Here is a 14,924-nt window from a genome sequence, read left to right on the forward strand (position 1 = left end):
TTCGGTCTCAAATTATTTATCCTGAATTGCGCAAAACAGATAGCGGGTTGCGCAATCCGTGTATTCGAGCGCATCGCGCCTTGTTATAAATCCGCAAAAAACACGGTCACGCCGTGAGCCAGGCCAACCGGCATAGGCGCGTGTGACAACAGACCAATTTATTGCGGGTAACGGGTGCACTTTGAATATCGCTGAACAGGTCGAGCGGCAAGCCAAGCGCCGGCCAGCCGCTATCGCGCTCATCACGCTGGAGCGCGTCTGGACGTACCGGGAACTCATCGTCGCCAGTCACGCGCTCGCACGCAAGCTTCTCGAAAGCGGCGTACAACCAGGACACCGAATCGGTGTGTCGATGCTGCAGACCCCGCTGCACTTGATGACGGTGCTCGCGCTTGCGCGCATCGGCGCGGTCTCGGTTCCCGTGCACGTGGCCCAGCCCGTTGCGCAGCGACTCGCTGTGGTGCACCGCTTCGGCATCGCTGCGATCGTCTCGGGCCGCCGCGACTTCGCGCTCGAAGTCGTTCCGTTTATCGATCTGAGCGGCATCGATCTGACCGCACCGACCGATCTGCCCGCGTGCACCACCGGGCCCGACGATCCGTTTCGAATCGTGTTGTCCTCGGGTACGACGGGCGAACCCAAGGGCGTGCTGTACGGCCACCGCTACATGCTCGACCGTACGCGCCATTCGATGCAAAGCTTCCACGTCGATGCGCGATCGCGGCTCTTGCCGATGGACCTCAACTTCACGATCGGCTTCGTCTACGCGATCGGGACACTGCTCGAAGGCGGCAGCGTCGTGCTCGGCCCGGTCACGACGCCGCCCGACATGGTGCAGCAAGTCCGCCTGCTGGGCGTCACGCACTGGCTGCTGTCGCCCATCATGGCGGAGCAGATTGGCGCACTGATGACCGACGACGATATTCACTTCCCGAGCGTCGAACACCTGCGGATGACGGGCGCCAAGCCCGGCCAGAAGTTACTCGACATGCTGTTCAGACGCTTTACGCCGAATGTCTTCGAGCACTACGGCCTGACGGAAATCGGCGCGCTTTCGATCGCAACGCCCGAGCTCCTGCGTCGCGCCCCCGACAGCGCGGGTCGCATCGACGCGTCGATGACGGTCGAGGTCGTCGGCGCAGACGATCAGCCCCTTCCCGCGGGAAGCGTCGGCAGCCTGCGTGTCAAGGCACCGTTCATGATCGACGGTTACCTCGGAGAGCTCGACAAGGCGACGAGCCGCTTTCGCAACGGCTGGTATTACACGGGCGATTTCGCGCATATCGACGCGGAAGGGCTGCTGTTCGTCGCGGGTCGCGAAGACAACGTCATCAACATCGGCGGCAGCAAATTCGCGCCGTGGGACATCGAGCACGTGCTGCAGTCCCATCCGCTCGTGCGCGAAGCCATCGTATTTGCGCTACCGCAGTCCGATGGCCTCCCCGTGCTGGCCGCCGCGCTTGCCGTATCGAACGACGTGTCGATCGACGAACTCCACGTGTGGGCCCGCTCGCGACTCGGCCCCCGAACCCCGGCCCGCCTGTTCGTCGTCGACGCGCTGCCGCGAACGATCACGGGCAAAGTGCAGCGCGAACGCATCGGCGCGCTGCTGGGCAACGAACAGCGTTGAGCTGGACGGATCGCCGAGCGGTTCGACACGTTCGATTGAACCGTCTCGCGCGATACGAAAACAATCGTGTTGAGACCAAACGTCATGAAACCAACCTCTCGCCGCCATCCGCGGCGCACCGCAATTTCGCTTGCCCTCGCGGCCGCGCTGGCCGCGCCCCCCGTCATTGTCCAAGCCCAGGTCGTCAGCGGCGCGTCCGGACCGATCAGCGCGACCGATGGGCTGGATATCGACATCGGCACCAACGGCGCCGTGTCGAACACACGGACGGGTGTTCAGATCGGGTCGGGCGTCTCAATCGGCACCCTGTCGAATAGCGGCTCGATCACCGTCAACGGAAGCTTTTTCGATCAAAACGCCATCAACAATGCGGGCTCGATCGGCACCCTGACCAACAGCGGCACGATCAGCGTCACGCCCTACACCTCGATCGGCGGCTATCCGTCAGCCGGCATCCTGAACACGGGCACGATCACCACACTGACCAATTCGAGCACCGGCGTCATCAACGTCGTCTCGGGCTGGAACTGCGGCGATTGCGGAGGCGGCTACAACGCGTTCGGGATCTATAACGGCCTCGGCGGCTTGATCACCTCGTTGATCAACAACGGCAGCATCAGCGCGACGGCGGCAGAGAACGGTACCGGCGTGGGGATCCAGAATCTCGGCACGATCGGCACGCTCACGAATACCGGCACGATCAACGGCAACGATCGCGGCATCTATAACGACGGCACGATCACGACGCTGATCAACGGCACGACGGGCAGTCCCGTCTCGGGCAGTGTCATCTCGGGCGGCAACACCGGCATTTACAACGACGCGCAAGGCCAGATCGGTACGCTGACCAACAACGGCACGATCTCGGGCGGCAGTCCGGGCGTTTACAACCTCGGCACAATCGGCACGCTCACCAACCACGGCAGCATTTCCGGCGGCATCAGCGGTGTCTTCAACAACGGCACGATCAGCACGCTCACCAACACCGGCACGATTCACGGCGGCGAGACGGGCGTGCTCAACGAGGGCTCGCTCGGCGCGCTGAGCAATAGCGGCACAATCAGCGGCGACGGCTGGGCGATCTTCAATTCGTCGAGCGGCACGCTCGGCCCGATCACGAACTCGGGGCTCATCGAAGGCACGATCGAAAACGATTCGTCGAACGATCTGACGATCGGCGGCGGCACGGGCGCGACGTTCGGCACGCTCACGGGGAACAACGGTGCGGTCGGGCTCATTGAGAACACCTCGTCGAACGTCGTCTTCAACACGGGCAACCTCGTGCTCAACGACACGATCGACGTGGGCAGCAACACCGTGCAAAACACGGGCGCAACGCTGCGCGTGAACACGCAGATCGCGATCACGGGGAACTACACACAATCGGCCGACGCCACCCTGCTCTCGGGCGTCACGTCGTCGACGAACTACGGCTCACTCGTCGTGAGCGGCAATGCGACGATCGACGCCGGCTCGTCGGTGGGCCTCAAGAGCCAGAGCTATGCATTCGCCGATGGCCAACGCTATATCGTCGTGTCGGCGAGCGGCACGGGGACGTATAACGTCGGATCGCTGCAGTACTCGGCAACAGGCTATGACGGCACGATCATCGGCGAGGCGCTGACGGTCGATGGGCAAAGCGATCTCGAACTGTGCCTGGGCAACTGCAGCGGCACGACATCGCCATCGTCGCCATCGTCGGGGCCCGCCACACAGCCGAACTCGATTGCGTCGCTGACGGGGATCGGGCATTACACGGGCTACAACGCGGACCTCATGAATCTGAGCAACGCGGTGCTCGGCGCGCAAAGCAGCGGATCGAGCGCGGTCGCGAACCGGGTCGGCGCGCAGCTTGCGCCGACGCACTCAAGCAGCGGCGCGGGTGCGGCGGCAGCGCCGACCTTCGACGTGCTCGCAGTGGTCGCGGCGCATGCCGACAGCCTGCGACTTGCGCAAGACAATGGCGATGGCTCGGGTTCGGCTTCAGGCATCGCCACCGGCGAAGCGTCACCGCAATGGGCCGTCTGGGGTCAAGGCTTCGGCGGCCATGCAAGCCAGGGCGCCGTCGACGCCGTCGATGGCTACAGCGCGAACTACGGTGGCGTGCTGCTCGGCGCCGACCATGCGATCGACGACCACTGGCGCGCCGGCGGCGTGTTCAGCTACAGCAACTCGCTGATCGATCAAACCGGCAACAGCGACGGCGATTCGACGCGCGTGAATGGCTACGGCCTCATCGGGTATGCGAGCTATACGGGCCAGCCGTGGTACGTGAATCTTGCGGCCGGCGCCGTGCAGGAGCGCTTCGACACCACACGCCAGATCGACTTCACGGGATTCTCGAGCGTGGCCAACGGGTCGTTCTCGGGTCAGTTGTACGTGACAAGCGTCGAGGGCGGCTGGCCGCTCGCGGTGGGTCATGACTTCACGCTGACGCCACTCGCGAGTCTTACGTACAGCTACCAGCATCAGAACGGCTACACCGAAAGCGGCGGCAGCGGCGCGGGGCTGACGATCGATGCCACGCATGACATCTCCGTGCGCAGCGCGCTCGGTGCGAAACTCGAACGCGGCTTCGATACGTCGTACGGGGCGATCGTGCCGGATCTGAAGCTCATGTGGATTCACGAGTACGATCATTCGAAGGAAGCCACGACGGCCAACTTCACGGCCGCGCCGGCCGGCGAAACAGCGTTCACGACGGTCGGTTCGACGCCCGTGGCCGATCTGGCCGACGTGCAGTTAGGCGTGACATTGCTCAAGGCAAACAACCTGACGCTGACGGCGCGTTACGAGCTGCAGGCCGGCGCGCACTTCACGTCGCAAACGGGCACGCTGCGTCTGCGCCAATTGTTCTGATCGCACGCAATCTTTCTGGTTGAAGGCGATGCGGGGCGCGGGGTTCGAAAGAGCCCCGCGCCCTTTTTCTTGTGCACGCGCGATATGCGAAGCGCGGCGCGCGGCACCGTACATCTAGGCCGAGCCCGCCTTCGTGCCGAGTTCGTCGAAGCGCTTGAGCTTGTAGATCAACGCCGACACGAGCCAGCTTGCGATAAAGATGCCGATGATCGCGTAGCCGATCCATCCGAAGTTGTCGTTGAGCATGCCCACCGCATCCCAGAACGCGCCGTTCAGATGAAATGCGTCGCCGATCAGGCCCAGTCCCTCGATACTGCCGACGATGACGGCGACCGCCACCGAGATCGATGTGATCGTGATGTTGTAATAAAGCTTTCGGACCGGTTTCGAAAATGCCCACCCATAAGCGCCGAGCATCAGAATGCCGTCGGTCGTGTCGACGAGCGTCATACCGGCCGTAAATAGCGTCGGAAACACGAGAATCGACCAGATCGACATGCCGTGCGCGGCGCCCGCGGCCGACATGCCGAGCAAGCCGACCTCGGTCGCCGTATCGAAGCCGAGGCCGAATAGAAACCCGAGCGCATACATATGCACGCTTTTCGTCACGAGACCGAACATCGGACGAAACAAACGCGAGAGCAAGCCCCGATTGCCGAGCAGCATATCGAAGTCGTCTTCCGCATAGGGTTCGCCGCGACGCACGCGCCCGAATGCGCGCATGACCGAGCGCAGGATCACGAGATTGACGAGCGCGATCGCGAACAGAAAACACGTTGAAACCAGTGTGCCGACGACGCCGCCGATCTCCTTGAAATGATCGAGGCGGCCTTGCAATGCGAGCGCCGTCGCGGCGATGCCGACCGACGCGAGCACGACGATCGTCGAGTGTCCGAGCGAAAACATCAGGCCGACCGTGATAGGCCGGCGCCCGGCCTGCATGAGCTTGCGCGTGACGTTGTCGATCGCCGCGATATGGTCGGCGTCGACCGCGTGCCGCAAGCCGAACGAATAGGCAAGCAGGCAGGTCCCCATGAGCAGCGGATAACCGCGAAACGCGACGCATGCCCAAACCCAGGCGCCGATATTGAAGAGGATCAGCAACGCGTACACACGCGTGATCTTCGGGCGCAGCGACGCGCCATGATCGGCAATCAGTGCTTGGAGCGGACCCGCCATCGTGTTCCCTCGAGGTGTCGACGCGATCGGCAAACCGATGCCGGATTACGCCCGAATAGGGCCGCATCATACCTCGACAAAAAGCGCGACTCAGTGCGCGCGCCTCGCGGCGTCCGGGAAAGCGTATCGATGCCGCTCAGCACCGCCAGCCCCGGCGACCGCGCATCGCCGCCATGCCCTGCGTGAGCTGCTCGCGCTCTTCGGGCGTCATGCGTTCCCAGCGCCGCCAAAAGCGAGGGCCGCATCCGCCCCGCGCATGTCCGTGGAATCCGCCGAGCAGCACGCGGCTCAAGACGAGCAGCCCGATCGCGTGCAGATAATCGATCGTCTGCGCGCCCGTGAAAAGCGTCGGCATGACCCAGTTCCAAAGGCCCCGGACAACGGCGGCCAAGACCGCGATACACACAATGACAAGCACGAACTTGCCGACCATCCAGAATCGAAATCGCATATTCAGTCGCTCCGTGTTTTATGAATCCAGCGCGCCATCGATCGATCGCAACCGCTCACGCAGGTGCAATACGGCATAGCGCTTGCGCGCGAGCAAGGTGTTGATTCCCACACCCGTTTCGCGCGCGAGTGTCTTGAACGATTTGCCGTCGAGTTCATGCGCGATGAAGATCTCGCGCTGATTCGCCGGCAATTCATCGAGCGCATCCCACAGCGCATCGATGAGGACTCTGCGCGCATACGCGGCCTCGGGGCCGTCGTAATGCGAAGGCAGTTCGAGATCGAGCCGATAGGCCTGATCGGGATCATCGAGGGCCTCGCGCTCGATGTCGGCGAGCGGCTGCTCGCGACGCTTGCGGAATCGGTCGATGATCCGGTTGCGCGCGACCCTGAACAGCCAGGCGCTGACCTGCTCGATCGGTTCGGGCAGGCGATAGGCCTGCACGAATTCCTGAAACACATCCTGAAGAATGTCCTCGGCATCGCCCGCATCGCCGACGCGGCGGCGGATGAAGTCGCGCAGGCGACCGCGTTCGCGTACGACCGTCGCATCGATCTCGCGGTCTCGGTCGGTCATGGTCGTCAGGGTCGGCGAAGTGTCCATGCACGTAAAGACGGCTCACGCGCACGGATATTGTCTGGATCAGGAAAATATTTTTGCGGCGCATGCCGCGCATGCGCCTGTCGCATTGTGAACGAACGCAAACGGCACGGCATGACCGGGGAACCGTGACGATTCCTCAGTCATGCCGCGCCGTTTAGTGAATATCTAAAGGAATTCCGCTTGGCGGGCCGACTCGTTCGATTCGACGCGACGTCAGCCGCCGTGCATGCGCGTCAGGACCGCTCGCTCAATGCGGCAATCGATACTGCCGGCCTTAGATACCGCCGGCCTTAAAACTCGACATCGAGCTCGTCGATATCCTCGGTCTCGGACTTCGCGATCGCGATCCATTCCTTGAGCTGCGGCAGATCGAGCATCTGCTTGCAGTACTCGGCGATGTCCTTGTCGAGCTTGACGTCATAGGTCAGAAAGCGCGTGACCACGGGCGCGTACATCGCATCGGCGGCCGAGAGCGCACCGAACAGATAAGGACCGCCATAGAGCGACAAGCATTCGCGCCAGATCGTCAGGATCCGTTCGATATCGTCCTGCGCGCGCGACCAAATCCTGAAGTTCGGGAAATAGCCGCGCAAATTCATCGGCAAGGCCGAACGCAACGCACTGAACCCCGAATGCATTTCGCCGCAAATCGCGCGGCAATGCGCGCGCGCCTTGCGATCGGCCGGCAACAGCCCCGCGTCGGGCCGGATCTCGTTCAAGTATTCGGTAATCGCGAGCGTATCCCAGACCTTGATGCCGTCGTGCGTCAGACAAGGCACGAGAATCGACGGCGACAGCAAAAGCAGTTCGGCCCGCGCGGCCGCATCGTCGACGGGCACCGCGACCGTCTCGAACTCGAGACCGCTGAGTTTGGCAAGCAACCAGCCGCGCAACGACCACGACGAATAGTTGTGGCTGCTGATCGTCAATGTCGTCTTCGACTCCGTCATCCGATTCTCCTTGGCTCAACGTTAGGTCCATGCGCAAGCGCCGGGCAAGCGCGCACATGGGTCACCCTCCCGTGATGCACGCCGTGCGCGCGCGCACCTGATCAGCGCCCGATGCACCACGATGCCGCCAAAGCCGATGCACCGTGGGCCTCATACGCACCGGGTGCAAGCACCATGCCAATGAATTCCCGTCTGGCATACCTATTGCCTTTTACCTGGACGCTGACGACAGGGTGCCGCGCCTATGAACCTCCTCGCATATCCGACGTACCAGGCCATCGCCGACACGATGCGCCCCCTGCGCACGACAGCGGCATTGAGCCGCGCAATGTTGGCGGCCTGGCCGGAATTCGCTGCGAGCCCCTTGGGCCGCAGTCTCGACGCGGGCTGGGAAATGCTCGAAATGGCGGGCCTTTCGCATGCGAGACCGCCGTTCGGCATCGATTCGGTCGACGTCGACGGCGCGCCCGTCGCCGTGACCGAGGAGGTCGTGCGGCGCACCCCGTTCGGCTCCCTGCTGCATTTCCGCAAGGACGTGGCCACACCGCAGCCGCGCGTGCTGATCGTCGCGCCGATGTCGGGACACTTCGCGACGCTGCTGCGCGGCACCGTGCGCACGATGCTCGCGGATCACGACGTCTACATCACGGACTGGCATAACCCGCGTGACATTCCCTTGTCGGCGGGCCGGTTCGGATTCCAGGAATACGTCGAGCATGTGATCGCATTCATTCGCAAGATCGGCCCCGACTCGCATCTCGTCGCGATCTGCCAGCCGACGGTCGCCTCGCTCGCCGCGGTCTCGCTGATGGCGGCGTCCGACGATCCCGCGCAGCCCGCGAGCATGACGCTGATGGCCGGCCCGATCGATTGCCGCGTGAATCCGACGAAGGTCAACGATCTAGCGAACAGCAAGCCGATCGAATGGTTCGAGAAGAACCTGATCAGCGTCGTGCCTGGCGGATTTCGCGGCGCGCAGCGGCGTGTGTATCCGGGCTTCGTACAATTGACCGCCTTCATGTCGATGAACGCGGGACGGCATCGGCAATCGTTCGAGGACATGTACCACGAACGCGCAAAAGGCGACCCCGCGAAGGCCGACACGATCCGCACGTTCTACGAGGAATACTTCGCGACGACCGATCTGACGGCCGAGTTCTATCTCGAGACCGTGAGCCAGGTGTTCCAGCAATATCTGCTGCCCAAGGGCGAACTCATGGTCGGCACGCGCCGCGTCGAGCCCAGCGCCATCCGGCGCACCGCGCTGCTCACGATCGAAGGCGAAAAGGACGATATCTGCGCGGTCGGTCAAACGGTTGCGGCGCAGGAGCTGTGCTCGCGTTTGCGCCCGTACATGAAGACGCATCACGTGCAGACAGGCGTCGGCCACTATGGCGTGTTCAACGGACGCAAATGGGAATCGCAGATCTACCCGCTCGTGCGCTCGGTCATCCATGACAACGAGCCGCGCGCGACACGCACGAACGTGACGATCGGCGGCGGCCTCGCAAGCGAGCAGATCTCGTTGCATGCGATGCTCGAAGCCGAAGCGATCGCGAATGCCGCAATCGCGACGGCTGCCGCGCCGTCGCCCGGCGCGGCCTAGTCACGCTCCGCGCGGTCACCGAGCGCCGCGTCGCGGCCGTCGTTCAGACGGCCGCATGGCATCCATGCATCCTCAGCCCGTTACCGCCGCCGGCCAAGGCGTCGGCTCAGGCACCGCGCACGGCCCTTCGGCGTCGATCGACTTGAAATCGGCCGGACCGACGACTTCGAGATACTCCATGTCCTCGGAGTAATCGAACAGAAAGTGGACGATGCCGGGTGCCTGATGCACGCAATCGCCGGCCGCCACGAGCGTCTCCTTGTCGCCATACATGAAGCGCGCCCAACCCTTGAGCATGATCACGATGTGGAAATCGGCTTCATGACGGTGCCAGCCCGTGCCTTTCTCTGGTGCGTGATTCGCCTTGACGAGATGCGCGATCACTTTGCCGTGCGTCGCATCCGCAATGCCAAGATCGCGATAAAGGAAGAAGTCGCGCAGCCCTTCTCCGATGAACGACGTATCGTGCGGCTTGACGTGCGAAAACTTCGTTGCGAATGGGTCAGACATGACGGGCTCCTGTGAAGAGATCGGTCATGGATCAAGCATTTCCTGTTCCAATGACGGCGCCGCGCCGCTTGCCCCCGTGTTTGCACCCGCGCCCGAATCCGCGCTTGGACCGTTTGCACCTGCCGCGGACGCCGATGCCTCGGATTGCGCACCGGTCTCGCGCACGGGCACGCCGCCCGCGATCACGCGATGCACGAAACGCAGCTTCTCGACAACGCCCTGCGCCAGTGCGAACGGATAGCCGTCGGGCATGCCGAGGCTCCGGTTCAGGCTGTTGAGCGCATAGGTCAGCGGAAACCAGCGTTGCATGAGGTCGTCGAAGGCCGCGTCCTCGACCGGCGACGTGTCGCTCAACGTCGGCTCGGCCGGATCGTCGGGCACGAGCTTGAGCCCGCATGAAGTCGCCGTATCGAGCGTGTCGACCATGTGCAGATAGTGCGCCCACGTCTCGGCCCAATCTTCCCAGGGGTGCGCGCTCGCATACGCGCTGACGAACGCCATGTTCCAGTCGGGCGGCGCGCCTTCGCGATAGTGCCGTGCGAGCGCCTCGCCATAGTCGGCGCGCTCGTCGCCGAACATCGCGCGAAACGGCGCGTTCCAGTGCGTATCCGCGACGAGCACGTCGAAATAGTAGTGCCCGATCTCATGCCTGAAGTGACCGAGCAGCGTCCGATACGGCTCGTGCATCTTCGTGCGGATGGCTTCGCGTTGCGCATCATCGGCCTCGGCGATATTGAGCGTGATGAGGCCGTGATCGTGTCCGGTCATCACGCGCTCGCCGTCGGGCGTGTCCTCGAGAAACTCGAACGCGACGCCCTCCTTCGAATACGTGCGCCCCGCTTGCGAGACCGGGGCGGGAGCGCCGTCCGCACCGTCTGTGCCGTTCGCGCCGTTCGCGTCGGGCACCCCGTTCGCAGGCGTCGTACCGCTCGCATCCTGCGCATCGCGCGCGGGCTCAAGCACATTGTCCACCGTCTTCGGGAGCACCGGCAGATCGAGCGCGGCCAACGTATAGAGCAAGCGCCGCTTGGCCGATTCGAGCCGGTACCAGCGCGCGCGATTATCGTCCGAGACAAGATTCGGAATCACGGTCGTAAGCGCGCAGGAGCGGCACAAGCCGAGCGGCGGGTCGGCGGACGTCATCCAGTTGCAGACATTCCAGTTCGCATAGTTGTCGCAACGGCGATAGAGCGCGCCGGCCGCGTCGGGATGCAGGCTGCGCCACAGATCGGCCTCGCCGGCCGGCTCGAACGCGCTGATCTCGCCGAGTTCGGGCACATAGCCGAGCAGTGCGTCGCAGCGCTCGCACCGCACATTCTCGAAGAACACGAGATGATGGCAGCGGTTGCAGTGGAAGGTTTTCATCGATCACCTTGGTCCAGTCGGGTCCATGTGTTTATCTGCCTGCGCAACTGTGCGATGCTGCCGGCGTGAAGGCATCGCGATCGACGCGTCGCAAGGATCGTTCCGCGCGAACGCCGCCGCAATCGGCGCTTCACATTGCACGCGCAGACTTGATGGGACAGAACGGCATAAAGCTTGCTTTGACCGTACCGCATCCGCAGCACCGGCAGTCCGAACCCGAATCCAACCTGAATACAGGAGTCCGGCGTGTCCATTCGAGTCGCTCTGAACCACGTCACGCACTACCGCTACGATCGGCTCGTGCATTTGTCGCCGCAGGTCGTCCGTCTGCGGCCCGCGCCCCATTGCCGCACGCAGATCGTGTCGTACTCGCTGACGATCGAACCCGCGCAGCACTTCCTTAACTGGCAGCAGGATGCATTCGCGAACTATCACGCGCGCCTCGTCGTGCCCGACAAGACGCGCGAGTTCAAGATCACGGTCGACCTCGTCGCCGAGATGGCGGTCTATAACCCGTTCGACTTCTTTCTCGAACCGAGCGCCGATAAATTCCCGTTCGACTATGCGCCCGAGCTCGCGGATGAACTCGCGCCATACCGCATCAAGCGCGCGCCGACGCCGTTGCTCAAGGCCTTTGTCGACGCGATCGACCTCACGCCGCGTACGACGATCGACTTCCTCGTCGATTTGAACCAGCGCGTGCAACGCGAAGTCAGCTATCTGATCCGGATGGAGCCCGGCGTGCAGACGCCCGAGGAAACGCTGACGAAGAAGTCGGGCTCGTGCCGCGACTCGGGCTGGCTGCTCGTCGAGACGCTGCGGCAACTCGGTCTCGCCGCGCGCTTCGTGTCGGGCTACCTGCTGCAACTCGCGCCCGACGTCAAGGCGATCGACGGTCCGGTCGGCGCCGCCTACGACTTCACCGATCTGCACGCGTGGTGCGAGGTCTATTTGCCGGGGGCCGGATGGATCGGTCTCGACCCGACATCGGGCCTGCTCGCGGGCGAAGGCCATATTCCGCTCGCCTGCACGCCCGAGCCCGGCAGCGCTGCGCCGATCACGGGCGCGAGCGACGAATGCGAAGTCGAGTTCGAGCACACGATGACGATCGAGCGCGTACTCGAAACGCCGCGCGTGACCAAGCCGTATACGGACGAACAATGGCAGGCCGTGCTGCGGATGGGCGACGCCGTCGACGGCGCGCTGATTGCCGGCGACGTGCGCCTCACGATGGGCGGCGAGCCGACGTTCGTCGCCGTAACCGATCGCGACGCGCCCGAATGGAACGCCGATGCGTTGGGACCGACCAAGCGCGGCTATGCGATCTCGCTGATGGACAAGCTTCGCGCGCGCTATGGCGACGGCGGCTTCCTGCACTTCGGTCAAGGCAAGTGGTATCCGGGCGAGCAATTGCCGCGCTGGGCCCTCTCGCTCTACTGGCGCGCCGACGGTCAGCCGTGCTGGCAGAACCCCGCGCTGTTCGCGGACGAGCGGCAGCCTTCGAACTACACGAACGCGGACGCCGAGCGCTTCATCAAGCATCTGAGCACGCGTCTGTCGCTCGATACGAAGTACGTGCAGCCCGCCTACGAGGATGTCTGGTACTACCTCTGGCGCGAACGCCGCCTGCCCGTCAACGTGGATCCGTTCGACTCGCGGCTTTCCGACGAAACCGAACGTGTGAGGCTGCGCCGCGTATTCGCGGCCGGACTCGACAATGTGACGGGCTATGTGCTGCCGATCGCGCGCGGAGAGTCGAACCCCGCGCTCGACGGTCCGCGCTGGGTCAGCGGTCCCTGGCATATGCGCGATGAGCGGATCTATCTGTACCCCGGCGATTCGTCGATGGGATTCCGGCTTCCGCTCGACAGCCTGCCGTGGGTCAGCGAAACCGACTACCCCTATATGCACGAGCACGATCCGTTCGCCGCGCCCGCGCCCTTGCGAACGGCCGCCCAGTTGCGCGCGCAATATCGGACCGGTGACGCGGACGCCGCCGGCGCGACGTTCGACGACGCGAACGAAGAGGTCTTCGATGATGCGATCGTCGGCGATGCGGGCGACGGCGTCGACATGTACGGCGGGCGCCGCCGCGTCGGCGGACCGGGCGCGGCCGCGCGCGCGCGGCCCGCTTCGCGCATGGACGTCTCGACCGATCGCTATCCGGCTCGCTTCGAATCGGCCGGCTACGTGACGCGCACGGCGCTTTGCGTCGAGGTCCGCGATCCGTCGCGCGCCGCGGGCCCGAAGGTCGAGGCGCGCGAATTCGGCAGCGGCAAGGGTGTGATCTACGTGTTCATGCCGCCGCTCGCGACGCTCGACGACTACCTCGATCTCTTGAGCGCGATCGAACTCACGGCGGAAGAAGTCGGCGTGCGCATCGTGCTCGAAGGCTATCCGCCGCCGCGCGATGCGCGCATGACGCTGCTGCAGGTCACGCCCGACCCCGGCGTCATCGAGGTCAACATCCATCCGGCGTCGAGTTGGCGGCAGCTCGTCGAGCACACCGAATTTCTCTATGAAGGCGCTCACCTGACGTATTTGAGTTCCGAGAAGTTCATGCTCGACGGCCGGCACACGGGCACCGGAGGCGGCAATCACTTCGTGCTCGGCGGCAAGACGCCCGCCGACAGTCCGTTCCTGCGCCGGCCCGATGTGCTCGCGAGCCTGATTGCGTTCTGGCACAACCATCCGTCGATGTCGTATCTGTTCTCGGGCCTCTTCATCGGCCCGACGAGCCAGGCGCCGCGCGTCGACGAGGCGCGCAACGATCAGCTCTACGAACTCGAGATCGCGTTCCGCGAGCTCCAGCGGCAACTCGATCTCCTCGGCAGCCGCGAGGGCCCGATTCCGCCCTGGCTCATCGATCGCACCTTGCGCAATATCCTGATCGACGTCGCGGGCAACACGCACCGCGCGGAGTTCTGCATCGACAAGCTCTATTCGCCCGACGGACCGACCGGACGACTCGGCCTGCTCGAACTCCGCGCGTTCGAAATGCCGCCGCATGCGCGCATGAGTCTTGTGCAGCAACTGCTGCTGCGCGCGCTCGTCGCGCGGTTCTGGGCCAAGCCGTATACGACCCGGCTCACGCGCTGGGGCACCGAATTGCACGACCGCTTTATGCTCGGCACCTTCGTCAAGCTCGATTTCGACGACGTGCTCACCGAGCTCGCCGAAGCGGGCTATGACTTCGATCCCGCGTGGTTCGCGCCGCACTTCGAGTTCCGCTTCCCCGTCGTCGGCGAACTCGCGGTCGATGCGATCACGCTGACGGTCCGCGCGGCGCTCGAACCCTGGCATGTCATGGGCGAGGAAGGCGTGAGCGGCGGCACGGCCCGCTATGTCGATTCGTCGCTCGAACGGCTCGAGATTCATGCGCTGGGCCTCAACGGCGACCGGCATCTGATCTGCGTGAACGGACAGGCGTTGCCGCTGCAGCCGACCGGACGCGCGACCGAGTTCGTCGCGGGCGTGCGCTATAAGGCATGGTCGCCGGCATCCGCGCTGCACCCGACGATTCGCGTGCACGCGCCGCTCGTCATCGACATCATCGACACGTGGAACGGACGGTCGATCGGCGGCGGGCAGTATCATGTCGCCCATCCGGGCGGGCGCAACTACGAGACCTTCCCGGTCAATGCCTATGAAGCGGAAAGCCGCAGACGCGCGCGGTTCCTGACGATCGGGCATAGCGGCGGACCCATGCGCGTCGTGCCGGCGAAGCGGAGCCTCGAGTTCCCGTTCACGCTGGATCTGCGCAATCCGTGA

10 protein-coding genes are annotated in these 14,924 nt (G+C 64.1%); 4 read left to right on the plus strand and 6 right to left on the minus strand.

Annotated elements, in window-relative coordinates:
* Nucleotides 1-181 precede the first annotated feature (181 nt).
* Both D7S86_RS17145 and D7S86_RS17150 read left to right on the plus strand, forming a co-directional pair.
* Nucleotides 182-1,630: a class I adenylate-forming enzyme family protein gene (locus D7S86_RS17145; protein ID WP_158602005.1), complete on the plus strand. Its 1,449-nt coding sequence runs from the start codon at nt 182-184 to the stop codon at nt 1,628-1,630.
* 84 nt (nt 1,631-1,714) lie between these two features.
* A complete protein-coding gene (locus D7S86_RS17150; protein ID WP_121088060.1) occupies nt 1,715-4,489 on the plus strand; it encodes an autotransporter outer membrane beta-barrel domain-containing protein in 2,775 nt (924 codons plus the stop codon).
* Nucleotides 4,490-4,603: 114 nt separating this feature from the next.
* Here D7S86_RS17150 and D7S86_RS17155 read toward each other — a convergent pair whose 3' ends face one another.
* From D7S86_RS17155 to D7S86_RS17170, 4 genes are all read right to left on the minus strand, one after another.
* On the minus strand, nt 4,604-5,668 hold the full coding sequence (locus tag D7S86_RS17155) for a HoxN/HupN/NixA family nickel/cobalt transporter (RefSeq protein WP_121088061.1): 1,065 nt from the start codon (nt 5,666-5,668) through the stop codon (nt 4,604-4,606).
* Nucleotides 5,669-5,804: 136 nt separating this feature from the next.
* Nucleotides 5,805-6,119, minus strand: a complete 315-nt coding sequence (locus tag D7S86_RS17160; RefSeq protein WP_121088062.1) for a hypothetical protein — start codon at nt 6,117-6,119, stop codon at nt 5,805-5,807.
* Nucleotides 6,120-6,137: 18 nt separating this feature from the next.
* Nucleotides 6,138-6,722 (minus strand): RNA polymerase sigma factor, encoded by a 585-nt coding sequence (locus D7S86_RS17165; RefSeq protein ID WP_205962835.1) that lies wholly within the window; start codon nt 6,720-6,722, stop codon nt 6,138-6,140.
* Between the two features lie 290 nt (nt 6,723-7,012).
* Nucleotides 7,013-7,672 carry a glutathione S-transferase gene (locus D7S86_RS17170; protein ID WP_121088064.1) on the minus strand — a complete coding sequence of 220 codons (660 nt, stop codon included), beginning with the start codon at nt 7,670-7,672 and terminating at the stop codon, nt 7,013-7,015.
* Nucleotides 7,673-7,916: 244 nt separating this feature from the next.
* Here D7S86_RS17170 and D7S86_RS17175 point away from each other — a divergent pair, with 244 nt between their 5' ends.
* On the plus strand, nt 7,917-9,278 hold the full coding sequence (locus tag D7S86_RS17175; RefSeq protein WP_121088065.1) for a polyhydroxyalkanoate depolymerase: 1,362 nt from the start codon (nt 7,917-7,919) through the stop codon (nt 9,276-9,278).
* Nucleotides 9,279-9,350: 72 nt separating this feature from the next.
* On the opposite strand, the gene D7S86_RS17180 is transcribed toward D7S86_RS17175, so the two are convergent.
* Nucleotides 9,351-9,788, minus strand: coding sequence for a cupin domain-containing protein (locus D7S86_RS17180; protein ID WP_121088066.1), 438 nt, complete (start codon nt 9,786-9,788; stop codon nt 9,351-9,353).
* A gap of 24 nt (nt 9,789-9,812) precedes the next feature.
* Nucleotides 9,813-11,153: a zinc-binding metallopeptidase family protein gene (locus D7S86_RS17185; protein WP_240648234.1), complete on the minus strand. Its 1,341-nt coding sequence runs from the start codon at nt 11,151-11,153 to the stop codon at nt 9,813-9,815.
* A gap of 246 nt (nt 11,154-11,399) precedes the next feature.
* On the opposite strand from D7S86_RS17185, the gene D7S86_RS17190 reads away from it, so the two are divergent.
* The gene (locus tag D7S86_RS17190) at nt 11,400-14,924 is read left to right on the plus strand and encodes a transglutaminase family protein (RefSeq protein ID WP_121088067.1); all 3,525 of its coding nucleotides are present in this window, start codon (nt 11,400-11,402) and stop codon (nt 14,922-14,924) included.

The sequence above is a fragment of the Pararobbsia silviterrae genome (assembly GCF_003628125.1).
Lineage (GTDB): Bacteria > Pseudomonadota > Gammaproteobacteria > Burkholderiales > Burkholderiaceae > Pararobbsia > Pararobbsia silviterrae.